Consider the following 25,605-nt stretch of genomic DNA (forward strand, 5'->3'; position numbering starts at 1 on the left):
AGTGAGGCTAAGGCTCGCAATAGGTGATGAGTGGGGTAGCACTAGGGTTGAGGAGGTTTGATCGAGGTAGTTAGTGGGTGCTGGCGCTATGATGGTAGCTCCATGAGTGTGCCTAGTTCCCTCCTTAATCCTTCGTTGTCTGCCCTGTTTATTAATCCCGGTATTGTCATCATGCAGTTGTCCCCGCAGTTGCTGAAGGCGTTTAGTAAATACGTGATGAATTGTTGTAGCCTTACCGGGCCCAGCTCAAGGCTACCACCGTTAAAGCCGATGAAAATATTCATGAGTAAGTCGCACCTGATGCATTCACAACCCTTACCCATCCTCCATACTGGTTCGCAGTCATTATCTAATGCAAATACCTTGGCGCACCTCAATGCGCCGACGGACCTATCCCCGGAGAATAGGCATAAAACCTACGGCCATTAACCTCGATGACCTCGAATAGGCTAAGTCAGCGAATGTCTCGACGTCCCTGGTGACTAATTGATTGCTGAGGATGAGTGGGTCCTGCGGACTCACTCCCTAACCCTGATTAGCATGCATACTGCCGTTATTGCAATTACATCAATCATCAACGCCACAAATACCACGAGCGAGTTAACCTCGTAGATAGCCAAGCCACTCAACCCGTGAATGACGAGCGAATAAGCAAGCGAGGCTATTGAGGCGGTTATTACGGAGGCAATCACCGTTAAACCAAAGGCTTATCCAACACACTCAATGAACCAAGGTTAGTTAGTACAAGTACGGCTAAAACAGCGGCATCAATAATCACCGGCATTAGGCTGATCCCAATGAGTCCAATACGAATGGCGAGTAGTGAGTATGGGCCTAGGCAGTGTAGGAACCAGGAATCACCAAGCAGGTAGAGTTGAAGCCAAACAATGAGTAGGTAGAGGGTTGCGAATAGTAGCGCGCCAATGATGCCGACTAGTATTAGTTTGACACTGCCCATTCATTTAATGCGATTTCATACCTGCTTTTATACATGGCGATTACCCAATACCAAGCCCCTCAGGGTTTCGAGGAGACTAAGTAGCGAACTAATTAATGATTAAAAGGTTGTTAAAGCCACGAAGCCAATCAACGAGTCCCTAAACCGAGCCGAGAGGCATGGAGACAGCATCCTAGCCGGACTAGACTACGGGCTATATGAAGGTTGGTTTTATGGTAAATTTAAGCTTTCGCCTCAAAGCCGTGGGTCTCATGATATTCGATTTTGAACCATTACGGGCAGCCCTATTTTTCATGATGAATTCCTGTGTGAATTAATTCATTAGTTGTGATTTTAATTCCAGAGCTTCGTCGTTGATGACGTTTGTAATTTTCAATTCGAAGTATAGGTTTATGAGTATTTCCCAGAGCCTATCAAGGGCTTCGTCGTAGGGTATTTTTCCCATCCTGGCCCTGCCAATTATTACTAGTGCCTCGTCAATGGCCTTCGTCGGGCTCATAATTGAAAGTCATGGATGAGCATGGTTTTTGGGCTTAATTATCCTGTTCCTGGAAAGTATCTATCTTTCTGTTATTATTTTAAATGAACAGTAGTGTTTTTGAGTCCTAATGCGGTTAATTGATTAGTGATGATTCATTGCAGTACTGACCAGTGAGGAGACTGACCTGCCCTGACTCATTAATGATTAGTTACCCTCATAAGAAATCAGTGTATAGCCGCACTCATCAAGTGTCAGGCACCTCCTCTCTCCTCACCAAACCAGTAACTACGCTAGTGCAGTGCTTTTAAGTCCTTAACTGAGCCCATCACCCTGAGCAATTCCTTGGCTACCCACGCCTTCACTATGATATTTTCCTCACCGGTTACTACCGTCACGTCGGCATAATCATTAACTCCGGCTAAGTCCTCGGGCTTAACCATGGTATTATTAACCACGATTCTAACGTCCACCAAGGAACCACGTCCACTCAATAACTCCACAAGGGCCTCATCAACCAATTGCATTACGAGGTCCCTATCAATAATCCTAAGTGCGCCAAACCTGGCATTAATAATAGCCAGCGCATCAAGGGACATATCCATTGCCCGCCGGGTTTCCTGCACGGTCTCAACAACGTAATTACCAACGCCCCTAGCCACGGACTTAAGCGCAACGTAAAATGCAATACGTGGGTTTAGGTAATTCCTCAATGCTTTAATGCCCTGTTAAGTAATTAGTGATATGTCGAGGGACTTCACCATAGGCGGTATTGTTGTCCTCACGCTGTTAATAATCGCCGCATCCCTAGTAATATACCTATTAGGTGATTACCTGTACACAGCGTACCAGGCATAATCAACGATGGGTAGGATGAACACGAGGCTTACCCAATTATCCAAGTCCTGCATTGCTTACCTAGTCAATGGTTCCCTTTACTTTCCGTATGATGCGCATGCGGAGTACTCAATACCCAGCATGGTGGATCCCGGCTACTATCTTGTCATAAGTCTCTCAGGCATTAACGGTGAAGCCTATTGTTTCTGGATGACTGCGTGATTGTGATTAAATCCACAGGTAATGTCACGGGTTACTGGGTGCCTGGTTATGGCCCTGGCTGACCTGGTCCTCGAAGGACTCACGCTGGCACTAACCATTGCACTTGGCCTGGTGCTAGGGACCAACCAATACTACGTTTACACCCTAGGCCTAAACTATGAACCGGCGTCAATGGCGGTATTGGCATCATCAACGAATTACCCAGGCATTATTAAGGAATTCAGCGCCAACGTATCAACGATTAACTCAATACCACTAATACCTCAGACGCAATCACAACCCAGTCCCAGCCTCATAGACGTGGTGGTAAACGACCCAAGCAATGCCTTCTGGGTGGTGAAGTGGGGGTTCAATACCACGCCGCATTACGGTTGGACCTGCAACAATGGACTCTGCACTTATGGCCTTATTTCCGGGTACAAGAGCGGGGCCTCCAGCGCTACGTGGTTAATACCGGTGACGCCCCACACAGTGGTGTACTTCGCAGCCGCCAGCCAATGTACCATAGCGCCAGCCAATACGACAGCCACTGCAGGCCAAACCGTAGTCTTTAACGTAAACTGCGCTGGGCAGCCCCAGGCATATAACGTAACGGTTGATGTCTCGGCGCCATACGGCATCGCCTTCTATGACCTAGATGTGTGGGTGTCCGCACCAAATATCCAGCCAATTGAGGTTTACTCTTGGTTCACGCCATACGGCTCCACCACCGCCACCTACCACATCATAATGTACGGCGGCATAACGTACTGGTTCAGCTATGTTACGTTCTATATATATATACGCCGGTAATTGCAAAAACCCCGTCGCCAATCCAGCCAAACCATATAACTGGGGCCAGAAGTTCACGCCAATCGAGAGCTTTACCGAATATGTGAGCGCCTCATGCCAAAGCAATAACGGTGGCGGAGGTGGCAGCAGCTCACCTACCGTGACTGTCTATGTTAATGCGCCAAGTGGTGTTTCTTGGACTGTGTACCTGGACCAGTACATTAGTGGGTCCACAATCAATGTTAATCAGTGGAGCGGCAGTGGTAATGGTGGGCCGTATAATCAACCCCTCGGCAGCGGCCTCACGTACCTATTCGAAGTTGGGGGCCTACCCAGCGGCTGCACCGCGAGTGGTAGCCCATACGGCATAGGCCAAAAATGGACCGCGAGTAACTCATTCACAGAAACAATAACAATAAACTGCGACAGGACCGGTAGAGGGGGTTCCGGTTCGATTAGCGTCTCTGTGCAGGACTCCTACGGGGCCGGCTGGCAGGTGTCGTGGAGCGGCGGAGCCAGCGGTAGCAAGAGCGGCTCGTCAAGCGCTTCATGGTCGATAACGGCGTCGAGCACGGTGAACTTCCAAGCCTCGATCACGAGCACGCCAAGCGGCTACTCCTCATGCTCCATAAGCCCGCAAAGCACGTCCGCAAACCCAGATAGCGGAAGTGCATCAGGCGCAACAGGCAGCGCATCATTCAGCGTAACATACACATGCAAACCACAAGGAGGAATATAATTTTATTTTTATTTTAAAACTTTCAATTTAAAAATAACTTATGAATTTGTCTCATTTAACGGTTGCCATCCTACACTCCATACATAGTAGCCCATATACACGTCATATGGGTTGTAGCGTCCCCAAACCGATATGTCCGCCTCCTCCCAGTACTTTATGTAGTCCTGTGGTAGTGTTATGTATAGTGCGGCCTGTGGGTTTGGTGCGTATACCACGGTTATGTTGCAGGTTGGGCCCAGCGTATCTATTGGATAGAATGTGCCGTCCATGGCTATACCGCTGTGGTAGATCATGATTCCCGTATACGTCGTATTAACCTGCGGTATCACAAGCGTCACATTGCTATAAGTGCGATTACTCAGTATGATCTGCGAACCAGCAAATACCGGCGAATCACCAACCGCAATTAATGTGTACTTCTGGTAGTAAACGCCGTTTATGTTTATCAACTCAGCGGGTGGAAATTCCCCTGCCTGTATGGCTACAGGCCCAGCCCCAATAGTGTCCCCGCACACCGCGGCGTAGTAGCCATTTATGGTGACGTTATCCAAGTAGCAGAAGCCGTAAGTGAATAGGCCCATTTGCTCTGGCGCTAGGCCGTAGAAAAAGAAGTGGAGACCTCCTGTAGTTAACTGGGCGTAGTGAGTTGTTGAGTTGTAGTAGACGGTGTATGCCGTGGTCACGAAGTCGCGGTAGAGGATTGGGTTGTTCATTAGGTAGTCCCTGGGTATTAGCCACACGAACACGAACCACGCGGTGTTGTTTGGGAGTATGACCAAGTCCCCAGCGCACCTACCGGCAACGGCCTCCAGGGCAGCCAACGAGGAATTACCCACGTACACGTAGACAGTCCTGTTTATGTAGATTGGCACTGTCTGGTTCACCACCTTAACTATTGTCTGGTTAACGTACACGGTGTGGTTCACGGGCACGTAAATCGTCTGGACTTGCGTCTTTACCTGGACCAAGCCCAACGCCTTACCTACCGGCTGTAGGGGCTTAACATGCGGGCTCGCAACCACCACAACCAAGAGGGCTATCGCCACTATGCCTATTATTGTTATTGCCTTTGTTGCTGAGCCTGTGTAATACCACCAATTACTCAGTCCCATGGTGTGTTGGTGGCTTGCCTGCTTTAATAGCTTTATGGGTCATTGATCCTGCTGGCTATTTTCCTGGCGAGTTCCGTAACCTTCCTATACTCCTTATTCGCTATGATCCTCCTAATAACCTCGATATCGATTACCGCGTATTGATAAACAACCATGTTCCTAAAGGCCACTACGGACTTATAGAGCCTCAGGTACTCGGGACTTATCACACCGAGTATGCTTAGCTTCTCGTCAGCATCCACGTAGTCACTGACCTCCATGCCCATTAGCATGGCTGCCCTCTGGCTAGGTCGATTAATGCCTGGGCCTGTGTCTATAATAGGATGCCTTTACATCACCTAATTCATCGGGGTGAGTACCTATTGAGTAGTGCCTCCCTCCTCCATCATCCTCAGTAACCTGCCTATAACGGCCATGGTGGCTCACCGAGGCCGAGCCTCCTCATACTTATGAAGAAGTCGATGCATAGGTTCTGAAGCCTAAACCTAGTGTCTAGGTATTTCCCAATGTCCCTGACGTATATTGGCCTGTGGCGGAGTATCTCGATTATTAATTGGCAGGGTAGTCTATAATTAAGCGGTACCAGGTCCTCCCTAACGCCTAGGAACCTGGCTAGTGATGCCAATGGGTCCGCGTACTCGTTGATGTCATTAAACCAGACCGCGATGTCCCAGTCGCCCTTAACGATCTTCCCACCTGCCCTTGAGCCAAAGAGTATTGCGAATTCGATGTTGAATTCTCGCTAGGGAAATTTGGTTAGGTCCTGCATTCCTCATTGCCAGTTAAATTAAGTGTTATTAAACTGTGGCGTTGGTAATTACCCGTGGTTAATACATTAGCCGGTATCGACATTGGTGAGTTGGCTAGGATTGTTAAAGGCTACGGTGCATACTTCGGCGGTGCTGTTGGTTTCCCAATAGCCTTTAGGGATAGGGAGTTAGAGGTTGGGAGACTTGTCGATAGGTTAGTTGGTGTTAGGGTTGTCTATGGGCCATTGGGTTGTGGTAAATCGACGCTACTCATGAACCTGGCTAGGGCACTCAGTGAGGTCAGGAGTGACGTCATAGTGATTTACGTTAATTTCGAGGAGAAGGGCTTCATGAACGCTGTCAGGGCTTATATACCTGGCCTAGCGGGTGGTGTTGGGGATTCAATAATTAGGCTGTGGAGAGGGACTTGGGGCCAGTACTTGATAGGGTTGGTCTTGGCGCCGTGGTTGGTGTTGGTAGGTTATTTATGGACATCATTAGGGGCGTGAGTGATGATGCGGTGATTAGGGATAAGTACGTTGTGCTCATATTTGATGAGCTGGATAAGTGGTATAGGTCCATGCTTAACGCACCCGACAATGCCCAGGTTGGTTATGGGCCTATTGAGGGTGAGGTTATGAGCTATGCGGAGCATTTTGAGAACTTCCCAACCATGGACAAGGTCCAGGGCTTATCTGTTGTGTTTGGCTTTAGTGACCAGGGCGCCGTCAATGTGGTTAGGAAATACGGCGGCAAGGGATTGCTCGAGGGGTTACTGCTCTGGTATATACCGAAGGCTGATTTCATGGACGTACTCAATGAGGTCACAACGAAGGCCAAGCCAAGCACCTCAATAGATACTGAGCTTCTCTGGCAATTAACTGGCGGTAATCTCAGGGAGTTGGCGAGGATTGTATTTAACAATGATTGGAGCATCGAGAAGTGGCTTAGGGACGTGATAATTAAGTTGAGCGGTGTTAATGGCGTACTGGCCTTCCTTGAGGAAGCCGGTAGGTATGGGCTCAACATTGCCGAGGCCAGGGCTCATGGGCTTGGCGATGCAGCCCGCATGGCCTTTGATGAACTTCTTTCCATGAACGTGTTCCTCAATGTTTACGACTATGAGTTGAGACTGAGTGAGTTACCTAGTGAGCCTTGGGTCAGGGATGTGAATACGGGCAATGTAATAACCATACTGCCCCAATTACCTGCCTATTACTGGGTACTCAGGGTGATGGCGGGTAAGAGGTCGATAGGTGTTGAACCAAGTGACGTTATTAGGGAGATTACCGAGAACGTTTAACCCGTCCTAACCTGATCTCACCACATTGGCCAACTCCGGCATTAGGCCCATTATCATCTGCTGCCTACTAAGTGTCCTTAGCCAAACCCTACCTGGCCCCTCAACATGCGCCAGCCACAGTCCCTCCTCGCCGAAGATCATCGTCCTCAGTCCACCGACGCGCCTGATGCCGACTCTCATGCCCTCATCAAAGGCCAGTACGTGGCCGGCCTCAACGTCCACGCTCTCGCCGGGGCCAAGCTCAAGCATTAGGGCATCACCAATCGCGTGTAGGAATACGCCTCCATAACCATGAAGCCTAGCCATGAGCAAACCCTCACCACCAAGCCAGCCGAAGCCTAAACCAACCAGCTTAACGTCGTAATTCACCGTGGGCTCCATGGCCAGGAAAGCCCTGTGCTCCACCATGATGCCATTACCATTCAGGTCAATCCTAACTATCTTACCCGGCGCGAAGCCCGCGATATCCACTGCTCCAGGGCCCTCAAGCTCCAGCACGAAGAAGCTGGCCCCAGTTATTGCCCTCCTTAACCCAGTCAGTAGGCCTCCCCCTGTCGTCGCCTTTATGTTGACGCTTGAGGACTTCCAAACGAGATGGCCGCCCTCGGCATAGATCTTCTCGTTAGGTCCCAACTCAACGTATAGATGCTGAATGTCGTTACCCATTATTTTGAAGTTTGCCATGGTAATTACCTAATTACTAACGTATTTAAAGGTTGATTTTAAAGAGTCAGGTTGGTTTTGCTGGTGAGTTTAGTTTATTAATAATTTCTATGTTGATTGCGTAATGAGGCTGGGGGATGCGGTATTATTAATAATCATTGCATTAGTTGTATCGGCATTTTTAGTAAATCCGTCGCTCAATGGCCTGGTGCTTTCAGGTATTAATTACGTGATGAACCATGTGATTAACGGTACAATAAACGTACCAGTGCTAACCACAAGGCCTGTGAGCGGCCCATGCACTTCCTGGAGTCTCGTCAATGTGAGCCTAACCAATGGTGAGCCCCTGTTTGTTGAGGTTATTAATGGCTCATACGTTTACCTACTCACCAATTCCCAACTAAGCGCATGGGGTGGTGGGCCTGGGGCGCCAAATAATTATACCTGGTTTAGTTCTGTGCCTGGCATTTACGTGGTTAGCCCCGGCCCCGGCAACTACGGCTTACTCGTCTGTGGTAATACCGGGATTACCTACAGGGTTCTTAATTACACGGCCATGGGCCTCGCGGTCTATTACGGGCCGGACTACAGCAACATCACGACCAACGCCGTGCTTGGGCTCTTCAATATAACCAATGCGTGCATAGAGAATTCAACGGGCACCGCTGAACCAGGCTTCTCGCTTCAGTTGAATGCATACGTAGTCATTAAGTACGGTGATAATTACGTCATTCACTGGGTTCAGGATGCCTTGGTAGTATTGGGTGGTCAGTATTGGTTCCAGGGTGAGGTGGATGTCGTTAATTACATTGGTTCGTACAAGAACGTTATTTATGAGCAGGGTAAGTGCGTATTTGGGTGTTTCGAGACCCCGATGGTTGGTGAGTTAATAATTGCCGTGAACTCGACGAATTACGGTGTAGTGATTAACTACGGTTATGCACTGCTTCAGTTGGGCAATGAGACCTTTAACCCAAGGATTAATTGGTTTGCCCATGAGTTGATACCAATCCCAAACGCCACGGCCTACATAGTGACCAGCCTCACTGAGGCCCATATGGTTGGCCCATGGATACCGAATTCGTAATCGGCGGGCCAGGTAATGGCGGTGGTGTTGAGTTTAGGGATTTGAATGCATACCTATCACTGTTTTATTGGAATGGTACTTCGTGGGTTCCATACCCAATAACCTATTCCTTCGGCATATCCACAGGCGAGTACGCGGTCAATGTTTACGTACTGCCCATTGGGCCTTCAACGGCTGAGTTGGTGGTTGGTCATAATAATTACCAGAAGTTGGGTGGTTAGTAACTGTAGTATTTATTAAAGTATGCATTGAATAAATCAGTGTATGGTTACTAATGAGGATATTGAGAGACTTAAGAAAAACCCTGGATTGCTCATTGATGCCTTAAATGACTTGTTAACGACGAACCCGGATGCCTTAGTTAGGGCTTTGATGAATAGGCCGGAAATACTCATTAGGCTCATGGCACTGACGGCGTCATTACCATTGGTACTGCCGGCAATGCTTCTGAGGATACTAACAGCCCTTGTAATACCGACTGGAGGTTATGGAGACTTAGATGCGTTGAGGGCTAGGATTAGTGACATTGAGAAGAGGCTTGATGATATTGAGAGTAGGATGATCAAGAGGGAGGATTTGGAAATTTTAATCAAGGAATTAATTAGTAAGTATGGTATTAAAGGTTAGAGACCGCTATGGAGAACCCTATGTGTTGACGCAGCATGCGCGTAATTAACGAGTTTCTCCAACTCTCTGATCACTGCCGTGATTGTACTCCCATCGCATTCAATTGATGATGAGCATTTGGTTAAGAAATCCCTTAAGTCATTGCTTATTACTTCATTTGGTATGAAATCACGGGCGACCTGGACCAAGTGCTCGGGTCCCTAACCCTAATGCCCTTAACAGCTAGGAAGGCCTTTACGGCATTATCGTAGATTGATAGGCTTAGTTTCATAATATTGCTGAGGATGTTAGTATCCCTCGTATTTTCATAGGTGCTCACAAGGTTTGCCATTGTTTGAAGGTCCTTCCGTGCATTATTGACCAGTGATATTGGGTCTAAGTCCACACACTATTATATTTAATCCAATTTTTAAGGCTTAAGCCATAGAACATATTTTTCTATAGTTCCTTGAAGAAAATACTGCTGGGTCCAGGATTAATTATATAAATAATAAAGTAATTAATGATTGTATAAATATTTTACTTTGATCAAGGTCAACGCATAGGGTAAATGACATCCAAAGGCCCTTCTCATAAATTGCCAATGCGAATTCAGGTATGATTCCCAATCTCGATTCCCAATTCCATCATGAACTTCATTAACCCGTAAAGTACATTGCAATCACCATCAAGTAGTATCTTCATGAGCTCAATCTCCTCGCATTCCTGGCCTGCTCAGCACCGCGGCTAACTGCCTAAGGCCATAGTTAACTATGTATCATCAGTTTGTGATGGATGCCTTGATGGCGTTGATGGAGAGTTGACCATACTCAGCATCCCTAATTACTTGGGTGATTCAGGTTCCATGCATTAAATTAATTAGTTTAGGCTAAATAAGCTTGAGGATAGGATCAATAAGGTCGAAGAAGGACTTGGGAATAGGACTGAGGAGGTTGGGAAGAGCCTTAATAATGTTGAGAGAAGATTCGAGAGCACCGAGAGGAGGGTAGGCTTGAGAATGCGGAAAGGAAACTTGCGAATATTGAGAATGAGCTCAGCGGTATTAGGGTTAATATTTATGAGCTCTCTCGATCAATGCTTGGCTTCGGCAATTCATTAATTGATGTCTTGGCAATTAAGAACGTGATTACGCAGTCTGAGACCACGGCATTAAGGGGTTACCTATCCATGATGCCCGTTGCCAGGACGAAGTACTATACGAAGAAGGATGAGGAGAAGCTTAGGTACTTAATAACGGTCAAGCCCTACGAGGAATACACGTGGGATGATGTGAGGACTAAGGGAGATCGCGGACCACATGATTAGGGAATTCCGTGAAACGGGCAGGGAGGAACTCCTGGACTACGCATACCTTCACATGGATTGCCGAAGGACACCTAATAGCCGGAATAATAGGACTAAATAGAAAGAAGCAAGGACAGGAACAACAAAATCGACCTGACCAAGAGTAATGCTAATGTTCTTCCTTATCTATGTAATAATTAATTAATAGTTTTGTATGAATTTACGTGAGAGGAGTACGTAGGAAAGATTTGATAAAATCGCTAATATCCTAGATGATTTTTGGAAAAGACCGCACTAAGGACCATTAAGCTCGTTAATGAAACTACTCTCCTACTTAATGGTGAATTCCTCATTTATGGAAATTCTTCCCTTAGGTAATAAAGCCATGCTGATTGAGGATAAATTATTAAAAATTATACGATCTTCATACTTATTCTTTGAATAACTTAACATGTTTTAATTATTTATTATTGCATCATACTAATAATTTTCATAATACCTATTAATTACAATGTAATGAGTACCAAGTGTGGCTATAACTACATTGGTAAGCATATTAAATGGGATGCTAAGTAACATGAGGAGCGAAATTTCAAGGGGTCAGGGCATTGCTTCGTGAAACATCATGGGAGCCTTCTCGAGGGTTAGGATTAAAAGGTCGTTAATGCTAATCGGTGAGGAGTGACTATCGGATGACGCGTTGAATGTGCTACAGGGGTTAGTGGGTCGTGAAAACGTTAAATACTTACTTGCCTAGGCGCTGTCGATGGGTCATGATAGGATATGTCTCTTCGGACCTGATGGGTCTGGGAAGAGCACATTGGCGCAGTTACTTGCTCAATACGTGATGAGGGACGATTACGTTAGGATTTCCTGGATTAGGGGCTCGCATATGGCTGCATCGCTACTGGCCAGGTTCCTGGCGCTATTCCCAAGCATGAGGGGTATTGATAATCCTTATTACGGAATTTCAATACCGAGGAACTTAAGGCCCCTTTGGTGGTTCCTGGAATTCATATCAGTGCTGCCCAACTGGTTCTTCAGGTTCATAATGTCTGGCTTTTACGAGACCGTGATTGGTGAGAGAGGGCTTCTAGACTTCCTGGTGTGGATTTGCGTAACCACTGAGCCAAGCTTCCTCAAGACGCTGTGGGGTAGGGCGACATTGGCGTTGGCGATCAAACACTGTAAGAACGTGTTTGTAATTGCCGACCTCAAGACATTAATTAAGCGTAAAGGCCGTGAACCAACCGCAAGGATACTACCGAGGCAGTGGGTAATATATAATGCATTGGCTAAGTCCCTCAATCTGGTTAGCGTGGACACGAGCAGTGGTACACCGATTCAATCCCTAATTAAGTTAATAAAGGAATTAAATATAGCCAAGCCAAATCATTAAATGCTCGGTGAATTTCTCTCCCTACCAGACTCAAGGAACCAAACACCAAGCCTATTAGCCTCCTCGACCGCGCCCGGCATGGCCCTTAGGCAGTAAATTACCTTGATGACCCTTCCAGGGAATTTGTCGGGCATTGCCTTAACAGCATCATCTATCTTCTCAACAACCCTCCTAACAGTGTTAGGACTAGCCCTAGTCTTAGCCTCACCAACAATCGTCAATTGCCCATTAGTCCCATAAACATCAAACTCAAATCTACTATTGAAATGCGTAGGCTTAGTCTCCACAGCAATACCCCTCTGCCTAAGGAAATACTGAACAACATCATTAGCCTCCTCCTCTATCGACAACGTCACATGCTCCAAAGTCCTCCTAATACTCCTTATCTCCCTCCATATTTTGTTGTTTTCTTGCCATAGTTTTTCTATGTTCTCGTTGATTCTCCTGTTCTCCTGCCATAATCGCTCGATGTTCTCGTTTATTCGTTTATTCTCCTCCCATAGCCTGTTTATGTCCGTTCTCATGGCATCCTGGCTCTCCCTTAATGCCTTGATTTCCTGCCAAATCTTGTTGTTTTCTTGCCATAGCTTGTTTTGATCCTCACGGAGTGCCCTAACCTCCTGCCAAAGCCTCTCCTGACCTTCACGTAGGGCCTTAATCTCCTCCCAAATCTTATTATTCTCCTGCCAAAGCCTGCCTTGGTCCTCCCTCAAAGCCCTAACCTCTTGCCAAAGCCTATCCTGACCCTCGGCAAGCCTTTGGACAGTCTTCGTCAACTCACCAACCGCACTAACCAACTGCCTAATCGAAGACTGAACATCAGTAATACCGAGTAAGCCCATCACAGCAAACCTAAACTCCTCATCCTCCCTCAACAAACGCAAAAAAATCACCACGAAAAGACATCATGATTGAAATTATTGCTCCTTATTTATAAGGGTTTGTGGCTTAAGTTACGACCGTATTATGGAAAGCAGTATTTAATAGCTTATTCTCATGACACGATTAGTGAATTGCGTAATTGATCTTGAGTCCCAAATCCTCCTAATTCCCTGCATTAGTGACGGAACGTACTCCCTGCGACCTAGAACTCTTGCTAGTAGGTTTACTGCCCAGATGCCCAGTGATAACTTATACGGCAATACTAATGATCCAGTGATCGATGATAGTATTACGGATAAGGCTAATTCCATCGCGTTCCTACACCTTAACTGTTCGCATAGTTTCACGGCATCATTACTTAGCCAAGTCATTATTGTCATGGCATCATTAAGCGTTAAAATACCCTCCTTATAAATGGCGTGTAGTATCGTTAGTGCGACCTCGGCATGCCTATCTATCGTATTTACCTCAATCCCGTGATACTCACCACGAGTCCTTAACCTAAGGAATTCCTCACCCCTGGCGTAGGTGAGGTTGGCAGCTGATGGATGTACATATAGGTCAACGTTAATGCCATCCTTAACAAGTGTTATTGTGTAGGGCTCATAAAGCAGCAACCTATAACCAAGCCTAGTCAATTTAGCCACAGCCAACAGCACTTGGTCCCTCTCAACGAGCACATCAACATCAGCAGGCACATACACGACTGGTTTAATTAACTTAATGAAGGCATGCTCAATACCATCCAGTGCATCCTCAATCTCAGAAACAACGTTAATAATTCTCCTTAGACCATCCTCCTGCCTCCACCGCAACTCACCTCGATAGTCAACAACCCTAAGGACATGAAGTAACACCTTATTGAGACCAGCTAACCTAATAATGCCTTGGTCAACATCAATGCGCTCACCATTAATCAATGCCCTAAGTATCATCCTAAATCTCTCAACGTCATTGAGACTACTTGCAGTGGATCTCATTCAACCACCAATACAATACACTGCAATGACTAAAGTCGATGCAATGCTTTTAAGTTATCCCATAGTAATGCCGTTAGTGTCCAACCACCGCCGCCACACAGGTGTTGATTTCGTGAATGTCTATTAATTAATTTAGCACTTTAGGTAATGTATTGCTATAATTGAATGGAGGTCATTAAGGGTTGATGTATTTTAGTGATGATTTGATTTTGATGATTTTGTTATTGTTGCTGGGTCTTTTGTTGTTCCTGCTTTGTCTCCTCTTCAAGCTTCTTGAGCTCAGCCTCGATCTCCTTCTCAATCTCCTCAATGGGCTTTGGCGGTGGTGTTGTGGCTAGTGCGTAGCTACCCAGGCGAGTATTCCGAAGACCACGATTATTATTAGCGTATCAGTTATTTGAAGCACCAACGTTGTGTATGGCGTGAAGAATGTTAGGTATATGTAGGCCAGTATAATCACTATCGACACCACAAGCAACCCAGTACCGACAGCCTTATCCCTATTCATTAAAAATCACGTGCATCACCACTTAATAAGCATTACGTGATCCGACAATGCAGGAAATGCGTAACTAACGATTAAGGTCATTTACCTTAAACTGCAAAGTGACGGCGTTTGTGTAATAAGCGATTCAATGTGATGAACTGCCTGTTCTATTAAGATTAGTATTGCAACGTTTTAATAACGACCAAGAGATAATTTTAATTCCCTATACTGCGTTATTCCACGTTATTAATTGCCCTTTGTTTCGGTATTATCATCTGAATTACCACTTCATCGAATGGCTTAATGCCGTACTTCTCCCTGACCTCCCTGGGTATGGTGAATTGCCTGGACATGGTATGTTTCGTCTTAAGAAGCTTAACATTACTTAGCTTAATCCTTTGTCCATTATACTCTATGATTATGTCAGCGTACTTAACCTTATCGAGCGCCAGTGACCTAATTAGGTTTGCTGGTATTAGGACTTGGTTATTTATGTATACCTTTATTGTATATGGTAATTCACTTACCGGCAAACCTTTTCTACCAATCTTTATTTCCTCTGTGATTGCCATCATCGATAACGTGATAATTATTTTTTTTAAGGAATTTTGTGAAACAGAATTATGAAACCAACGTGAAACACCACATTTTTAATTAATTAACCCATGACTTATAGTGTGGATTTAATTAGTAATTGAAAATAAAATAAAAGACTAAATACTATCTCAGTAAATACTTTCCGATAATCTTCACAAGGCACCACAGGCTTAAATATGAGTTGCAGCGCATTAGTGCATAGTGATGACGCGGTTGGGTCATGAATGGTGATTGGAATCGCATGGTCTGAATAACTTAATAACCCAGTGATTTTGTATTAGCCGTGCCCTTTAGGGAGGACGTTGAATTAATCAGAGGCTCAAAGAGCAGGTTATTACAGGGTAAGAGGATTGTGCTCGCCTTAACTGGTGGAATCTCCATTTATAGGGTCCCTGACATCGCCAGGGAGTTGATTAGGCATGGGGCTGATGTGACCACGTTCATGAGCAGAGAGGCAAGTGAGTTACTTGGCCCAAGGGTCATGGAGTGGGCTACGGGTAATCCCGTATACGTGGAGTTGAGTGGTTACGCGGAGCATGTTAATATCTGCACAACGGCTAATGCGGTGGTTATTGCGCCAGCCACAGCAAACACAGTAAGCAAGATCGCAAACGGCATTGGTGACACTTCGGTGACACTGTGTGCAATGACCGCCCTGGGTTCAGGGGTACCATTACTACTCGTTCCTGCAATGAATGAATCAATGTGGAGGAACCCAATCGTTAGGGCGAATATTGAGAAACTACGTGACCTTGGTGTTCGTTTTGTGGAGCCCATCATTGAGGAGGGTAAGGCGAAGTTGGCGCCTAATCAGGAGGTTGTTGACTCAGTGATTGACTTGTTATCGCCAAGGGATATGGATGGCTTATCCGTTCTTATTACGTCGGGGCCAACCCACGAGTATATCGACGCCACGAAGTACATAACCACACCAAGCAGCGGCTTAACGGGTTACTACTTTGCAAGGGAGGCCTCTGCCAGGGGCGCCAGGGTAACACTGATAGAGGGACCAGTGAGCATTAGCGATCCACCTGGTGTTGAGGTTTACAAGGTCGAGAGCGTGCTCGAGATGTACGATACCGCCATTAAGTTGGTTAGTAAGCGTCATTATGACCTGGCCATACTCACGGCAGCGCCGCTTGATTTCTACGTTAGGGATCGGGTAAGTGGAAAGATAAGTAGTGACCTGGATAAGGTGGTGATAGAGCTTATTCAGGCGCCAAAGATCGCCAGGGACCTGAAGAAATTCTCGCCAAATACGTTCCTAATAGCCTACAAGGCCGAGGTTGGGATCACAGAGGAGGAGTTGATCGCCAGGACACTAAGGAGGCTAGTGAGGGTGATTGGGACTTGGCACTGGCTCACCTGGTTGGTAAGGGTAGGGGTTTTAGTACCGAGAGGGATGAGGTTATCGTCCTCGATAAGAACGGGGTTATCAGGAGGATAGGCCCATTGCACAAGCGTGAATTGGCGAGGGAAATACTGGGTTTATACCTATCCATGATTGGGCCACGTGTCAAGGGTTAGAAATGTTAAATAGCCATATATATTGCTAGGTAACACTTTAAATACATTCTTAACTCGATAATACGCTATGGGCGGGCCGGAGGTTCCCGAGCATGTTAGAAGGAGGGGCTTAATGCTTGCGTCAATATCAACCTTCTTCGCATGGGCCCTTGAATACTACGACTTCCTAATATACTTCTCATTAATACCATACATAAGCGAGTTATTCTTCCCCAAGTCAAACCCATTAGCGGCACTCCTATATACACTTCTAGTCTTCGCAGTCGGTTACTTCGCGAGACCCCTCGGTGCAATATTCTTCGGTCACATAGGTGATAAGTACGGTAGGAGGAATGCATTACTTGGCGATGCGATTACTATGGCCGTTGCAACAATAGTCATTGCCCTACTACCAACATACTCACAAATAGGGATTTGGGCGCCGACCCTACTTACCATATTCAGGTTTGTCCAAGGGTTTGGTTATGGCGGTGAGGCTGGTGGTGGCGTTGTGTGGGCCCTAGAGTTTGCATCACCGAAGTGGCGCGGCCTCGTTAATGGCGTGCTTAACTCCAGTATGTCAGTTGCCTCATTACTCGCCACAGGCTTGCTACTCCTTGTTAGCGCTTACTACCCAATAGGCACGATTGGTTGGAGAATACTGTTCCTAAGTGGTGCGGTTGTCGTTATCATAGGCCTAATCATAAGGTTCGCGGCCCCGGAGTCAATACTTTGGGAGAGGAAGAAGGAGGAGGGTAGGATCGTCAAGGTGCCGTTGGCTACAGCCATTAGGAGGTATTGGTTTAGCCTAGTTCTTGTAATACTGATTAACCTCGGCCTAACCTTCGTGTTCTATGCGGGTTACGGCTTCGTAACAACATTCACAAAGTTATTATCAAGCTACATGCCACAGCTTCAAAGGGCCTTTGTCCAATTGACGTATTTGCCGTTAATGCTTGGCAGTATTGGCGGTATAATAGGTAACACATTTGGTGGTTACCTGACCGACCTCTTTGGTAGGAGGAGGATGCTGATAATACCAACCGCAATACTCCTCATAACGATATACCACTTTACCTAGCTCTAACGACACTCTCAATACCGATAATGGCCACCTCACTGGCTCTCATGTACTTCATATTCACCCTAAGCGCCACCGTGCAGACGGCGTACTTCTCGGAGATATTCCCAACGGAGGTCAGGTGGAGTGGGATTGGCTTTGGCTGGAATCTGAATGCGGCAATAGGCTCGTTGGCGCCAACCTTCGCATTACTACTGTATGCCAACCTGAAGGGTGTTGTGAACCCAATAATTGCGGCTGCCCTGGCACCATCGATTGTTGTAATGATTGGGGCGGCAATGACTATAATAGGTGCCTCAATAGGGCCTGAAACCGTTAGGAAGCAGCTCGATTGATTATAAGCAATTGAGGAAGAATTTTAAAGTTAAATTATGGCGTCTTCCTGTAATTCCTCAACAGCTCTATTAACTCCTTCACAACATCCCTATAATCACCAACTATTCCATAATCCGCGTACTGGAATATTGGTGCGTTTGGATCACTATTTATCGCCACTATTATCTTGGACTCCTTCATACCAAAGACATGCTGAATAGCGCCACTAACACCAACACCGATGTAAAGCGTAGGCCTTATGGTCTTACCAGTCTGCCCAACCTGCCTATCGGCAGCCAACCAACCAGCATCCACAACCTTCTTAGTACCACCAATGGTACCACCCAATAACTTGGCCAACTCCGTGAGTAGCTTAACACCATCGGCACTACCCACGCCACGCCCAGCAACAACGACTACGTCGGCCTTCTCAACTGGTGGTAACTCCTCGCCCTTTACCACGGACTTAACCTCGATTAAACCCTGCCCATTAGTATTCGGCAACGATTCGATGGCTTCCGCGATGATCTCGCCCTTCCTGCTCGTATCCCTTGGTGGTGTTGGGAATACGTTGGGCCTAACACTGGCTAACTGGGGTCTCCTATTTGGTGTCCTTATGTGTGCGAGTATGTTACCGCCATATGTAGGCCTTACCTGGTCTAGGTCCCTGGTCTTTGGGTCAACATCAAGCTCCGTACAGTCTGCCGTTATTCCAGTCCTGAGTGTGTTGGCTACGTATGGTGCCAATTCCCTACCCCTCTTTGTAGCTGCGAAGAGTATTATCTCTGGCTTGTACTTATTGGCTAGTTGAACAATGACGTTGGAATATATGTGCGGTACGTACTTGGCCAAGGCCGGGTGATCAACGTAGACAACCCTGTCCGCGCCATAGTAGATGGGCTCCTTAACTACGTCACCAAGGTTATGGCCGAGCATTATCGCCGTCACGTCAGTATTAATCTTACTGGCTAGCTCCCTGGCCTTACCAATCAGTTGTAGACTACCGTCCTTAATCACACCATTGACATACTCAACGTATACCCAAATGCCCTTATGCTCGCTCTTGTTGACCGGATTCCACTCACTACAGATCTTCTGCTGAGCCTGGGCCGCGCTCATGGCTTGATCACCCCCTCCTTGGTTAGGTTATCAAGTAACCACTTGGCCGCCTCCCTGGGGTCGCCCTTGAATATTTGCTTCTTCCTCTCTATGGGCTTTGCATCCTCGATCTTGGCGACTATCGTGGGTGAACCCCTAAGGCCTATGCACTCCCTCTCCAGTTTCAGCGTATTGTTGTCTACGGTCTTTACCAAGTTATTTAGCTTGGCCTCAACCTTCCTAACGAGGCTTATGTCCCTGGGTGGATTACTATTCCTATATACACTAACTATTATTGGCATCTTGTATTCGAACGTTTCATAAACACCCTCATCCTCCAGGTACCTAGTGACTAATATCAGCCTATCCTCAAGCTTAACCTCAGCATCAACCGCATAATAAACATAGGGCAGACTTAGCATGAGGCTACCTGGCAGGCATGTGGGCCGTTGATGAATCCGTGGTCTCCTCACCAAAGACTATCAAGTCAAAGTTGGGGAATAGCCTCTGTATGCTCCTTGCCACGGTGTATGAGGTGGCCAATGTATCGGCACCTGCGAATGCCCTGTCAGTGATTAGGTATGCCTCGTCTGCACCCATGCCTATTGTGGACTCGAGGAAGTCCTTGCCACTTGGTGGTGCCATTGATAGTGTTATTACCTTACCACCATACTTATCCTTAAGCCTGAGGGCGAATTCGAGGGCGTTCCTATCATATGGGTTGATCATTAGTGGGACTCCCTCACGCACAAGGTTATGGGTTACTGGGTCAAGCCTTACGGCCGTTACGTTAGGCACCGCCGCCTTCACTGGGACTATTATTGTTAACCCGCCCACGATTGGGAATAGCCATTTGACTTAATATGCATTTCTAGCCTTTGACATATATAGTTTTATCCAAGCATATATAGCCCTCGTAACATGCGGATGGGGTGGGTACTTACTACAATGGCAAAGACTTGTTCATTTTCATCATTAATGATTTTTACTAAGCCTAAATCAACCAAACCTATATTGAACACCAAAGCCGCTCTTGGGGTAATTCCACTCAATGTTGTTCTCTGGGCAGACCACGCGGCATGTACCGCATTCTAGGCATCCCTCGTGCGAGAAGAGCACCGTGCCGTCTGGACCTGGTGTGTAGCACCTTGCTGGGCATAGGTACAGGCAGGGCTTCTTATCGCACTTCCTGCATTGGTCAGGGTCTATAATCCTAATGTGAGGCCTCTGGTCGACATCCCAGGCATTGCTATTTAGTCTCTCCTCGATTATTATCTTTCTGTCCAGGCTCATAGGTTCATCACCAGTCTAATCGCGTCCTTCGCAAGGTCAATTAATGTTAACTTACCCTTACTCTCTAGGAATGTTGAGCCTATCTTCTTGGGCGTTCCATCAACCTCGAAGTACCTCCTCAATAGATTATTTATCATCCTCACGTAATCACTGTACAACCTCGGCTCTATTAAAACTTTGTGTGCATTCTTAAAGGTTTTAAGTTCCTTAAGTACGAAGGATTCCTCAAGTAGTTTGGTATATACCGATAGAGATTCCTCATCGTACTTACCCAGGTCATGGGCCTTGGTAACGGCCTCCGCAGCCACCCTACCGCTCTCAATGGCGAAGTCTACACCCCTGATTAGAATGCTAGGTGTAGTAGGAAGCGGCCGCGTCGCCGGTAACTAGGTAGCCATTACCGTACAGCCTAGACGGCGCAGCATTGATTCCAGCAACCGGCGTTAGGTGGGCTGAGTACTCAAGGAGTTGGCCACCCTTAATAAGTCTCTTAACCATTGGATGCAGCCTAAACTCCTCGATTAAGTCATGAACTGGCACGTCCACTTGATATCCGTAACTTAGGTATAGGACTATGCCCAGGGTTATGGCCTCCTTATTAGTGTATATGAAGCGCCGCCCGGTAGGTAATGAGTTGGGAATCCAGCCGCAACCCACGCCAACCCCTCGTCCTCATCCAGGTTAAACCTGTCATTGATCTCCTCCTTACTCAACTTAATGACCTCCTTAACGCCGAGAGCCACTATCTCCGGGCTTAACTTAGGGGCTAAACCACTCCTCTCTAGGACCAGCCTATTTATTCCCTCGGCTATTATCGTTACGTCACCATAAACCTCATCATTACCAGCCCTAACACCGACGACCCTCCCATCCTTAATTATTAATGAGTCAACTGGGACTTCCGAGACAACTACAGCGCCTGCCGCCTCTGCCTTCTTATCAAGCCACTCAACGAAGTTCGTTAGGTATGCAGTGAAGGATTTATGCTCGACTTTCGTGGTCTCGAAGTCCACGGTCGTCCAGGAATCCTCAGTCATCATTGTTATCCTCTCCCTCCTGACCCAGCGCTCAACTGGCGCCTCCTTAACGTACTCTGGGTATAACCTATCTAGGACGTGAGCGTAGATCCTGCCACCAAAGACATTCTTACTGCCTGGTTTCTTGCCCCTCTCAATAACGAGCACCTTAAACCCCTTGCTTGCCAATTGCTGAGCAGCCGTAAGCCCCGCTGGTCCGGCGCCAACCACTATTACATCGAACTTTGTCCCCACGAGTCAGGGATTAGACATACACCTTATTAAGTATTAGTGCTACATAGACTTATTTAATTCAATTGAATTCTCTTTTCTTAGGGATGATGAGGGCGAACCCTGTGGAATAGAATGACATGACTCTATCCTGGCTGATTATAAAAAGAAACAACATATACGAGAAACCACATGGAAAAAAACACGCTGCTTCTCGAATAAACAGGCTTAATTTGACAACTGAGGAGGTATTGATCAATATGTCATCACTAGGTGAAGGTATTGATAATATGATTGAAAAGAAGATTGAGAATTCAGGAAATGGCGCTGGTGCGTTAATAGCAGCGATTAGATTATTGAATAGGGGCATTGTTAGGTGGGCACTCAGGGTATTGACCAAGGAGGTGGAGTTTAATGGTGAGAAAAAGCCATTGATGGAGTGGGTGTTGGCTAAGTACGCGGGTGAATCCCAGTGCCCAACGGTTGCTCATTTCGTGGCGCCATTCTTCGAGATGGGCATGAAGCTAGCCACGGCCTGGCTTCACGCGGATGAGGAACCAATTAAGGAATTGCTTAGTGACCCGGCGATTAGGAGGGGCATAGTCACGACCCTGAGGGGCATAGCGCTCTTCGGCGTTACCACGCCGCAGAAGCTCCCCGCCCCATTCTTCATAGTGTGGAACTTCACAAACGCCTGCAACCTAAAGTGCATGCATTGTTACCAAAACGCCGGTAAGCCACTGCCTAATGAGTTAACGCTTGATGAGAAGCTTAGGGTTATTAAGGAACTTGATGAGGCCGGTGTACCGGCGATCGCCCTGTCAGGCGGTGAACCAACAGTCCACAGAGACTTCTGGCCAGTATTGGCTGAGATAGGTAGGAGGGGCTTCTACCCAGCCATTGCGACAAATGGAACAACATTCGCAAACATGGAATTTGTAGAGAAGGCTAAGAAACTTGGGCTTAGGTATGTAGAGATAAGTATTGATGCGGCTGACCCCAATGTTCATGATAAGTTCAGGGGTGTGCCAGGTGCCTGGGCTAAGGCGGTGCAGGGGCTTAGTAACGCGGTTAAGCTTGGCTTTAGTGCGGCCCTTGCCTTCACGGTTACTAAGTACAACATTCATGAGGTTGATAAGATACTTGATCTGGCCCAGGAGATTGGCGTTAAGAGGGTTGTGTTCTTCAACTTCGTCCCGGTGGGTAGGGGACGTGAGAACCTGGAGATTGACTTGTCACCTGAGGAGAGGGAGGAGTTCCTTAGGCATATTTATAAGGAGATGAAGAGGAGGAAGATGGAGATCATAAGCACGGCCCCTCAGTACGGCAGGGTAGTTAATCAGTTAAGCGGTGGTGAGGATGTCTCACCAACGCACTTCGTGATCGCTAACGACCCAATAACTAGGGAGTTGACGGAGTTCATCGGTGGTTGTGGCGCTGGCCGTGTTTATGCGGCCATCGAGCCCGAGGGTACGGTAACGCCATGCGTATTCCTGCCATACCCAGTGGGTAACCTTAGGACTAAGTCCTTCTGGGACATTTGGATGGATCCATTCATGGAGAACTTCAGGGATAGGGATAGGCTTGAGGGGTTCTGTGGCAAATGCCATATAAGCTGATCTGCGGTGGCTGTAGGGCCAGGGCATACAATTACTTCGGTGACGTGCTTGCCCCAGACCCAGGCTGTATATATAACTCGGCCGAGTGGAGGAAGTTGCAGGAGGATGTACCGAGGATTAAGGTGAAGGTATCACCGTTAAACTTCAAGTGAGGCGATGAGTGTGAAGGTTCTTCTCGCAGTCCCACCTGGTATTGATAAGCTGGAGCTGTATAAGGTACTTGGTCTGAGGGCACCGCCGCTCGGCCTTGCCTGGATCGCTGCCGTGCTCGAGAGGGCTGGACATAAGGTTAGGATTATTGACTCACCGACCGAGGGTATCGACTTGAGAGCATTCATGGGTGAGGTTAAGTCCTGGCATCCGGACGTTGTTGGTATAACCGCAATAACACCAACTGTTTACAAGGCCTACGAAACGATTAAAGCCATTAAGGAGTATGATAAGGACTTGCCAGTGATAATGGGCGGCCCACATGCAACGTTCATGTATGAGGAGGCACTGAGCAATAATGTGGATGTGGTAGTCAGGGGTGAGGGTGAGTATACGACCCTTGAGCTCATAAACATGGTGGAGAAGTATGGACTAGATCCGCCACACCTAAAGGCGATAAGAGGCTTGGCATTTAAGGATGGTGATCAGGTAATTAAGACTCCCGATAGGCCGCCAATTAGGAACCTCGATGAATTACCACCGCCTGCCCGCCACCTACTTCCCATGGATAAGTACACCGTATTCGGTAAACCAATTAGGATAGTTCATGTAATGGCCAGTAGGGGGTGCCCATACGGCTGTTCCTTCTGTTCAACATCATATTTCTGGGGTAGGATGGTTAGGTATAGGTCGCTAAGGCCGTGGCTGATGAGATTGAGGACGCCGTGAATACGTATAAGACGAACATAATCGTATTCACTGATGATGAGTTCACACTCGGTAAGAGATTCGTGTATGAGTTCCTCAGGGAGCTTGAGGAGAGGAAACTTGACATAAACTTCTCCTGTGGTTCCAGGGTTGACACCATTGATAAGGACATGATGATGACACTGAAGAACCATGGATGCACCGCGCTATACTTCGGCGTTGAGTCGGGGAGTCAGGACACGATTAATAGGATTGGTAAGAGGATAACCCTTGAGCAAGCCGTTAGGGTATTTCAATGGGCTAAGGAGATTAAGATAGATCACGTGGGTTCCTTCGTGATAGGATTCCCATGGGAGTCAATTGATGATATGAAGAACACAGTCAAGTTCGCCATGAAGCTAAACCCAACGTATGCGCAATTCACGGTCGCCACGCCATACCCAGGCACACCACTTTACTACCAGGCGCTCAATGACAATCTCATTGAGGATTGGAATTGGGAGCATTGGACAACGCTTAAGGCCGTTATGAGGGGTCACAAGTTCACTAGGGAGCAGGCCCAGAAAATGCTTCAGTGGGCTTACGTGAAGTATTACAGTAGGCTTGGCTTCCTAATTCATGAATTGGTGCATGGTAGGTTGGGTACGATAGTGTCCGCGATAAAGAACTCCCTGGTTCCCTGGTTCACGGAGAAACTACTTAGACGCAGTGAGTGAGTTAAGTAGTGTTGCTCAATATCTCCCTTAAAATCAATAGGCTTCTCCTACCAGGCAATGTGGCATTGATAAAGGAGTCCCTGTCCAAATTAACGCCCCACTTACTAACTACCTCAAGGACCTTATCAAGGTCATTGCCGAAGGTACCATTCTCAACATAACTATGCACCATATTCAACGCACTATACACGGCATCTAAGCCATAAACCCTTGCCAACCAAATGAGGACGTCAGGTACGTTCAGGACGACTATGTTCTTATCACTCAATTTAATGATTAGTCTCATGTATAGTGTTGTGACGTTATTCACGGTGACACACTGAACCTTATCGCAATCGTCATTGCTCACAATAAAGTTATCATGAACCCTAATACTGCCGGTCCCAAACTCAATAGTCAATGAAGCGCTTAACTTGCCAAGCCTAAAAATTTCAATCTCATTACCAATCCTCTCCACGATCCTCCTCATGCGCCTAAAGAACTTGTGAACATCATTCCTATCGCAATTCCTAACGGTGAGTGGTGTTGTTGCTAGTACGGGTAGGTCCATGCAATTAAGGCCGAGATTTCTGCAGAACTCGGTCCTTTTATAAAGTATGAATAGTATTAGGTGTAATGTGTCCAGGTACTTAATTGGGCATTCATTGATTGGTACCTCCCTAAAATCCATAGGTACATTACTGAGATTATTCACTTA

The 25,605-nt window shown here is 46.9% G+C and carries 37 protein-coding genes and 2 pseudogenes; 17 read left to right on the forward strand and 22 right to left on the reverse strand.

What is annotated here, in order from left to right; genetic code table 11:
- Window positions 1-86: 86 nt before the first annotated feature.
- The 5 genes from JCM16159_RS10890 to JCM16159_RS10905 form a co-directional block, all read right to left on the reverse strand.
- Window positions 87-377 (reverse strand): hypothetical protein, encoded by a 291-nt coding sequence (locus JCM16159_RS10890; RefSeq protein ID WP_054857840.1) that lies wholly within the window; start codon window positions 375-377, stop codon window positions 87-89.
- A 141-nt stretch (window positions 378-518) separates the two neighbouring features.
- A complete protein-coding gene (locus tag JCM16159_RS17305) occupies window positions 519-692 on the reverse strand; it encodes a hypothetical protein (protein WP_243666701.1) in 174 nt (57 codons plus the stop codon).
- Window positions 693-694: 2 nt separating this feature from the next.
- Complete coding sequence (locus tag JCM16159_RS10895; protein ID WP_054857841.1) at window positions 695-958, reverse strand: hypothetical protein; 264 nt, start codon at window positions 956-958, stop codon at window positions 695-697.
- Between the two features lie 313 nt (window positions 959-1,271).
- On the reverse strand, window positions 1,272-1,457 hold the full coding sequence (locus JCM16159_RS10900) for a hypothetical protein (RefSeq protein ID WP_054857842.1): 186 nt from the start codon (window positions 1,455-1,457) through the stop codon (window positions 1,272-1,274).
- 272 nt (window positions 1,458-1,729) lie between these two features.
- Window positions 1,730-2,149: a hypothetical protein gene (locus JCM16159_RS10905; protein WP_054857843.1), complete on the reverse strand. Its 420-nt coding sequence runs from the start codon at window positions 2,147-2,149 to the stop codon at window positions 1,730-1,732.
- A 160-nt stretch (window positions 2,150-2,309) separates the two neighbouring features.
- Here JCM16159_RS10905 and JCM16159_RS10910 point away from each other — a divergent pair, with 160 nt between their 5' ends.
- The 3 genes from JCM16159_RS10910 to JCM16159_RS10920 are packed head-to-tail and all read left to right on the forward strand — an operon-like array spanning window position 2,310 to window position 4,005.
- Entirely contained in the window at window positions 2,310-2,495 is a 186-nt protein-coding gene (locus JCM16159_RS10910) for a hypothetical protein (protein WP_243666702.1), read from the forward strand.
- Window positions 2,496-2,543: 48 nt separating this feature from the next.
- The gene (locus tag JCM16159_RS10915) at window positions 2,544-3,287 is read left to right on the forward strand and encodes a hypothetical protein (RefSeq protein WP_243666703.1); all 744 of its coding nucleotides are present in this window, start codon (window positions 2,544-2,546) and stop codon (window positions 3,285-3,287) included.
- Window positions 3,256-4,005 (forward strand): hypothetical protein, encoded by a 750-nt coding sequence (locus tag JCM16159_RS10920; RefSeq protein ID WP_243666704.1) that lies wholly within the window; start codon window positions 3,256-3,258, stop codon window positions 4,003-4,005. Before JCM16159_RS10915 ends, JCM16159_RS10920 begins: the two co-directional genes overlap by 32 nt.
- A 38-nt stretch (window positions 4,006-4,043) precedes the next feature.
- Here JCM16159_RS10920 and JCM16159_RS10925 read toward each other — a convergent pair whose 3' ends face one another.
- The 3 genes from JCM16159_RS10925 to JCM16159_RS10935 all read right to left on the reverse strand — a co-directional run bounded on the left by JCM16159_RS10925 (window position 4,044) and on the right by JCM16159_RS10935 (window position 5,847).
- Complete coding sequence (locus JCM16159_RS10925; protein WP_054857847.1) at window positions 4,044-5,117, reverse strand: hypothetical protein; 1,074 nt, start codon at window positions 5,115-5,117, stop codon at window positions 4,044-4,046.
- Window positions 5,118-5,149: 32 nt separating this feature from the next.
- Complete coding sequence (locus JCM16159_RS10930) at window positions 5,150-5,383, reverse strand: HepT-like ribonuclease domain-containing protein (RefSeq protein ID WP_243666705.1); 234 nt, start codon at window positions 5,381-5,383, stop codon at window positions 5,150-5,152.
- Window positions 5,384-5,520: 137 nt separating this feature from the next.
- Window positions 5,521-5,847: a nucleotidyltransferase domain-containing protein gene (locus JCM16159_RS10935; protein WP_367834483.1), complete on the reverse strand. Its 327-nt coding sequence runs from the start codon at window positions 5,845-5,847 to the stop codon at window positions 5,521-5,523.
- Between the two features lie 93 nt (window positions 5,848-5,940).
- Here JCM16159_RS10935 and JCM16159_RS10940 point away from each other — a divergent pair, with 93 nt between their 5' ends.
- Both JCM16159_RS10940 and JCM16159_RS10945 read left to right on the forward strand, forming a co-directional pair.
- The gene (locus JCM16159_RS10940; RefSeq protein WP_054857849.1) at window positions 5,941-6,375 is read left to right on the forward strand and encodes a hypothetical protein; all 435 of its coding nucleotides are present in this window, start codon (window positions 5,941-5,943) and stop codon (window positions 6,373-6,375) included.
- Window positions 6,282-7,169: a hypothetical protein gene (locus tag JCM16159_RS10945; RefSeq protein WP_243666706.1), complete on the forward strand. Its 888-nt coding sequence runs from the start codon at window positions 6,282-6,284 to the stop codon at window positions 7,167-7,169. The genes JCM16159_RS10940 and JCM16159_RS10945 overlap by 94 nt, the downstream gene beginning before the upstream one ends.
- Window positions 7,170-7,175: 6 nt before the next feature.
- On the opposite strand, the gene JCM16159_RS10950 is transcribed toward JCM16159_RS10945, so the two are convergent.
- The gene (locus JCM16159_RS10950; RefSeq protein WP_054857851.1) at window positions 7,176-7,853 is read right to left on the reverse strand and encodes a TIGR00266 family protein; all 678 of its coding nucleotides are present in this window, start codon (window positions 7,851-7,853) and stop codon (window positions 7,176-7,178) included.
- 103 nt (window positions 7,854-7,956) lie between these two features.
- Here JCM16159_RS10950 and JCM16159_RS19450 point away from each other — a divergent pair, with 103 nt between their 5' ends.
- The 3 genes from JCM16159_RS19450 to JCM16159_RS10965 are packed head-to-tail and all read left to right on the forward strand — an operon-like array spanning window position 7,957 to window position 9,546.
- Complete coding sequence (locus JCM16159_RS19450) at window positions 7,957-8,919, forward strand: thermopsin family protease (RefSeq protein ID WP_054857852.1); 963 nt, start codon at window positions 7,957-7,959, stop codon at window positions 8,917-8,919.
- The gene (locus JCM16159_RS19455) at window positions 8,901-9,140 is read left to right on the forward strand and encodes a thermopsin family protease (RefSeq protein WP_054857853.1); all 240 of its coding nucleotides are present in this window, start codon (window positions 8,901-8,903) and stop codon (window positions 9,138-9,140) included. The genes JCM16159_RS19450 and JCM16159_RS19455 overlap by 19 nt, the downstream gene beginning before the upstream one ends.
- A gap of 43 nt (window positions 9,141-9,183) precedes the next feature.
- Window positions 9,184-9,546, forward strand: a complete 363-nt coding sequence (locus tag JCM16159_RS10965; RefSeq protein ID WP_054857854.1) for a hypothetical protein — start codon at window positions 9,184-9,186, stop codon at window positions 9,544-9,546.
- Here JCM16159_RS10965 and JCM16159_RS17315 read toward each other — a convergent pair.
- Together JCM16159_RS17315 and JCM16159_RS10970 are read right to left on the reverse strand one after the other, a co-directional pair.
- Window positions 9,543-9,734 carry a hypothetical protein gene (locus JCM16159_RS17315; protein WP_243666707.1) on the reverse strand — a complete coding sequence of 64 codons (192 nt, stop codon included), beginning with the start codon at window positions 9,732-9,734 and terminating at the stop codon, window positions 9,543-9,545. The genes JCM16159_RS10965 and JCM16159_RS17315 overlap by 4 nt on opposite strands.
- Window positions 9,695-9,931 carry a hypothetical protein gene (locus JCM16159_RS10970; RefSeq protein ID WP_054857855.1) on the reverse strand — a complete coding sequence of 79 codons (237 nt, stop codon included), beginning with the start codon at window positions 9,929-9,931 and terminating at the stop codon, window positions 9,695-9,697. Before JCM16159_RS10970 ends, JCM16159_RS17315 begins: the two co-directional genes overlap by 40 nt.
- Before the next feature lie 689 nt (window positions 9,932-10,620).
- Here JCM16159_RS10970 and JCM16159_RS10975 point away from each other — a divergent pair.
- Together JCM16159_RS10975 and JCM16159_RS10980 are read left to right on the forward strand one after the other, a co-directional pair.
- Window positions 10,621-10,851, forward strand: a complete 231-nt coding sequence (locus JCM16159_RS10975; protein ID WP_054857856.1) for a hypothetical protein — start codon at window positions 10,621-10,623, stop codon at window positions 10,849-10,851.
- A 745-nt stretch (window positions 10,852-11,596) separates the two neighbouring features.
- Entirely contained in the window at window positions 11,597-12,229 is a 633-nt protein-coding gene (locus JCM16159_RS10980; RefSeq protein WP_054857857.1) for an ATP-binding protein, read from the forward strand.
- On the opposite strand, the gene JCM16159_RS10985 is transcribed toward JCM16159_RS10980, so the two are convergent.
- The 4 genes and pseudogenes from JCM16159_RS10985 to JCM16159_RS11000 form a co-directional block, all read right to left on the reverse strand.
- On the reverse strand, window positions 12,226-13,107 hold the full coding sequence (locus JCM16159_RS10985; RefSeq protein ID WP_367834475.1) for a hypothetical protein: 882 nt from the start codon (window positions 13,105-13,107) through the stop codon (window positions 12,226-12,228). The two genes, JCM16159_RS10980 and JCM16159_RS10985, sit on opposite strands and share 4 nt — an antisense overlap.
- 102 nt (window positions 13,108-13,209) lie before the next feature.
- Window positions 13,210-14,091 carry a hypothetical protein gene (locus JCM16159_RS10990; RefSeq protein WP_054857859.1) on the reverse strand — a complete coding sequence of 294 codons (882 nt, stop codon included), beginning with the start codon at window positions 14,089-14,091 and terminating at the stop codon, window positions 13,210-13,212.
- 221 nt (window positions 14,092-14,312) lie between these two features.
- A pseudogene (locus JCM16159_RS10995) lies at window positions 14,313-14,599 on the reverse strand (transcriptional regulator).
- Between the two features lie 212 nt (window positions 14,600-14,811).
- Window positions 14,812-15,150: an AbrB/MazE/SpoVT family DNA-binding domain-containing protein gene (locus tag JCM16159_RS11000; RefSeq protein ID WP_054857897.1), complete on the reverse strand. Its 339-nt coding sequence runs from the start codon at window positions 15,148-15,150 to the stop codon at window positions 14,812-14,814.
- Between the two features lie 308 nt (window positions 15,151-15,458).
- On the opposite strand from JCM16159_RS11000, the gene coaBC reads away from it, so the two are divergent.
- The 3 genes from coaBC (at window position 15,459) to JCM16159_RS11015 (ending at window position 18,097) form a co-directional block, all read left to right on the forward strand.
- Window positions 15,459-16,622 carry a bifunctional phosphopantothenoylcysteine decarboxylase/phosphopantothenate--cysteine ligase CoaBC gene (coaBC, locus tag JCM16159_RS11005; protein WP_367834476.1) on the forward strand — a complete coding sequence of 388 codons (1,164 nt, stop codon included), beginning with the start codon at window positions 15,459-15,461 and terminating at the stop codon, window positions 16,620-16,622.
- 147 nt (window positions 16,623-16,769) lie between these two features.
- Complete coding sequence (locus JCM16159_RS11010; RefSeq protein ID WP_054857860.1) at window positions 16,770-17,762, forward strand: MFS transporter; 993 nt, start codon at window positions 16,770-16,772, stop codon at window positions 17,760-17,762.
- Between the two features lie 26 nt (window positions 17,763-17,788).
- Window positions 17,789-18,097 (forward strand): MFS transporter, encoded by a 309-nt coding sequence (locus JCM16159_RS11015; protein ID WP_054857861.1) that lies wholly within the window; start codon window positions 17,789-17,791, stop codon window positions 18,095-18,097.
- Between the two features lie 34 nt (window positions 18,098-18,131).
- On the opposite strand, the gene JCM16159_RS11020 is transcribed toward JCM16159_RS11015, so the two are convergent.
- The 6 genes and pseudogenes from JCM16159_RS11020 to JCM16159_RS17330 all read right to left on the reverse strand — a co-directional run bounded on the left by JCM16159_RS11020 (window position 18,132) and on the right by JCM16159_RS17330 (window position 21,739).
- Window positions 18,132-19,196, reverse strand: a complete 1,065-nt coding sequence (locus JCM16159_RS11020) for an electron transfer flavoprotein subunit alpha/FixB family protein (RefSeq protein WP_054857862.1) — start codon at window positions 19,194-19,196, stop codon at window positions 18,132-18,134.
- A pseudogene (locus tag JCM16159_RS11025) lies at window positions 19,193-20,012 on the reverse strand (electron transfer flavoprotein subunit beta/FixA family protein). The gene JCM16159_RS11020 and the pseudogene JCM16159_RS11025 overlap by 4 nt, the downstream one beginning before the upstream one ends.
- A 162-nt stretch (window positions 20,013-20,174) precedes the next feature.
- Window positions 20,175-20,468 (reverse strand): ferredoxin family protein, encoded by a 294-nt coding sequence (locus JCM16159_RS11030; RefSeq protein ID WP_054857863.1) that lies wholly within the window; start codon window positions 20,466-20,468, stop codon window positions 20,175-20,177.
- Window positions 20,465-20,776 carry a hypothetical protein gene (locus JCM16159_RS17320; protein ID WP_243666708.1) on the reverse strand — a complete coding sequence of 104 codons (312 nt, stop codon included), beginning with the start codon at window positions 20,774-20,776 and terminating at the stop codon, window positions 20,465-20,467. Before JCM16159_RS17320 ends, JCM16159_RS11030 begins: the two co-directional genes overlap by 4 nt.
- A 43-nt stretch (window positions 20,777-20,819) precedes the next feature.
- A complete protein-coding gene (locus JCM16159_RS17325; RefSeq protein WP_243666763.1) occupies window positions 20,820-21,125 on the reverse strand; it encodes a hypothetical protein in 306 nt (101 codons plus the stop codon).
- Window positions 21,053-21,739, reverse strand: coding sequence for an FAD-dependent oxidoreductase (locus JCM16159_RS17330; RefSeq protein WP_243666709.1), 687 nt, complete (start codon window positions 21,737-21,739; stop codon window positions 21,053-21,055). Before JCM16159_RS17330 ends, JCM16159_RS17325 begins: the two co-directional genes overlap by 73 nt.
- 236 nt (window positions 21,740-21,975) lie before the next feature.
- Between JCM16159_RS17330 and JCM16159_RS11040 the strand changes: the two genes are divergently transcribed.
- Genes JCM16159_RS11040 through JCM16159_RS17345 form a run of 4 tightly spaced genes read left to right on the forward strand, consistent with a single transcriptional unit; the run spans window position 21,976 to window position 24,908 of the window.
- The gene (locus JCM16159_RS11040) at window positions 21,976-23,334 is read left to right on the forward strand and encodes a radical SAM protein (RefSeq protein ID WP_243666710.1); all 1,359 of its coding nucleotides are present in this window, start codon (window positions 21,976-21,978) and stop codon (window positions 23,332-23,334) included.
- On the forward strand, window positions 23,319-23,486 hold the full coding sequence (locus JCM16159_RS17335) for a hypothetical protein (RefSeq protein WP_243666711.1): 168 nt from the start codon (window positions 23,319-23,321) through the stop codon (window positions 23,484-23,486). Before JCM16159_RS11040 ends, JCM16159_RS17335 begins: the two co-directional genes overlap by 16 nt.
- 4 nt (window positions 23,487-23,490) lie before the next feature.
- Window positions 23,491-24,213, forward strand: a complete 723-nt coding sequence (locus JCM16159_RS17340; protein ID WP_243666712.1) for a radical SAM protein — start codon at window positions 23,491-23,493, stop codon at window positions 24,211-24,213.
- Window positions 24,186-24,908, forward strand: coding sequence for a radical SAM protein (locus JCM16159_RS17345; RefSeq protein ID WP_243666713.1), 723 nt, complete (start codon window positions 24,186-24,188; stop codon window positions 24,906-24,908). Before JCM16159_RS17340 ends, JCM16159_RS17345 begins: the two co-directional genes overlap by 28 nt.
- A 1-nt stretch (window position 24,909) precedes the next feature.
- Here the strand turns inward: JCM16159_RS17345 and JCM16159_RS11050 are convergent, their stop codons facing one another.
- Window positions 24,910-25,578, reverse strand: coding sequence for a hypothetical protein (locus tag JCM16159_RS11050; RefSeq protein WP_054857864.1), 669 nt, complete (start codon window positions 25,576-25,578; stop codon window positions 24,910-24,912).
- Window positions 25,579-25,605: the final 27 nt, after the last annotated feature.

Source organism: Vulcanisaeta sp. JCM 16159, assembly GCF_001316265.1.
Taxonomy (GTDB): Archaea; Thermoproteota; Thermoprotei; order Thermoproteales; family Thermocladiaceae; genus Vulcanisaeta.

Coding starts and splice junctions, on each gene's coding strand:
- JCM16159_RS10895 (WP_054857841.1), bottom strand. CDS start 958: ATGGGCAGTGTCAAACTAATACTAGTCGGCATCATTGGCGCGCTACTA.
- JCM16159_RS10900 (WP_054857842.1), bottom strand. CDS start 1,457: ATGAGCCCGACGAAGGCCATTGACGAGGCACTAGTAATAATTGGCAGG.
- JCM16159_RS10910 (WP_243666702.1), top strand. CDS start 2,310: ATGAACACGAGGCTTACCCAATTATCCAAGTCCTGCATTGCTTACCTA.
- JCM16159_RS10915 (WP_243666703.1), top strand. CDS start 2,544: ATGGCCCTGGCTGACCTGGTCCTCGAAGGACTCACGCTGGCACTAACC.
- JCM16159_RS10920 (WP_243666704.1), top strand. CDS start 3,256: ATGTTACGTTCTATATATATATACGCCGGTAATTGCAAAAACCCCGTC.
- JCM16159_RS10925 (WP_054857847.1), bottom strand. CDS start 5,117: ATGGGACTGAGTAATTGGTGGTATTACACAGGCTCAGCAACAAAGGCA.
- JCM16159_RS10930 (WP_243666705.1), bottom strand. CDS start 5,383: ATGGGCATGGAGGTCAGTGACTACGTGGATGCTGACGAGAAGCTAAGC.
- JCM16159_RS10950 (WP_054857851.1), bottom strand. CDS start 7,853: ATGGCAAACTTCAAAATAATGGGTAACGACATTCAGCATCTATACGTT.
- JCM16159_RS19450 (WP_054857852.1), top strand. CDS start 7,957: ATGAGGCTGGGGGATGCGGTATTATTAATAATCATTGCATTAGTTGTA.
- JCM16159_RS19455 (WP_054857853.1), top strand. CDS start 8,901: ATGGATACCGAATTCGTAATCGGCGGGCCAGGTAATGGCGGTGGTGTT.
- JCM16159_RS10965 (WP_054857854.1), top strand. CDS start 9,184: ATGGTTACTAATGAGGATATTGAGAGACTTAAGAAAAACCCTGGATTG.
- JCM16159_RS10975 (WP_054857856.1), top strand. CDS start 10,621: ATGCTTGGCTTCGGCAATTCATTAATTGATGTCTTGGCAATTAAGAAC.
- JCM16159_RS10980 (WP_054857857.1), top strand. CDS start 11,597: ATGGGTCATGATAGGATATGTCTCTTCGGACCTGATGGGTCTGGGAAG.
- JCM16159_RS10990 (WP_054857859.1), bottom strand. CDS start 14,091: ATGAGATCCACTGCAAGTAGTCTCAATGACGTTGAGAGATTTAGGATG.
- JCM16159_RS11000 (WP_054857897.1), bottom strand. CDS start 15,150: ATGGCAATCACAGAGGAAATAAAGATTGGTAGAAAAGGTTTGCCGGTA.
- JCM16159_RS11010 (WP_054857860.1), top strand. CDS start 16,770: ATGGGCGGGCCGGAGGTTCCCGAGCATGTTAGAAGGAGGGGCTTAATG.
- JCM16159_RS11015 (WP_054857861.1), top strand. CDS start 17,789: ATGGCCACCTCACTGGCTCTCATGTACTTCATATTCACCCTAAGCGCC.
- JCM16159_RS11020 (WP_054857862.1), bottom strand. CDS start 19,196: ATGAGCGCGGCCCAGGCTCAGCAGAAGATCTGTAGTGAGTGGAATCCG.
- JCM16159_RS11030 (WP_054857863.1), bottom strand. CDS start 20,468: ATGAGCCTGGACAGAAAGATAATAATCGAGGAGAGACTAAATAGCAAT.
- JCM16159_RS11040 (WP_243666710.1), top strand. CDS start 21,976: ATGTCATCACTAGGTGAAGGTATTGATAATATGATTGAAAAGAAGATT.
- JCM16159_RS17335 (WP_243666711.1), top strand. CDS start 23,319: ATGCCATATAAGCTGATCTGCGGTGGCTGTAGGGCCAGGGCATACAAT.
- JCM16159_RS17340 (WP_243666712.1), top strand. CDS start 23,491: ATGAGTGTGAAGGTTCTTCTCGCAGTCCCACCTGGTATTGATAAGCTG.
- JCM16159_RS11050 (WP_054857864.1), bottom strand. CDS start 25,578: ATGGATTTTAGGGAGGTACCAATCAATGAATGCCCAATTAAGTACCTG.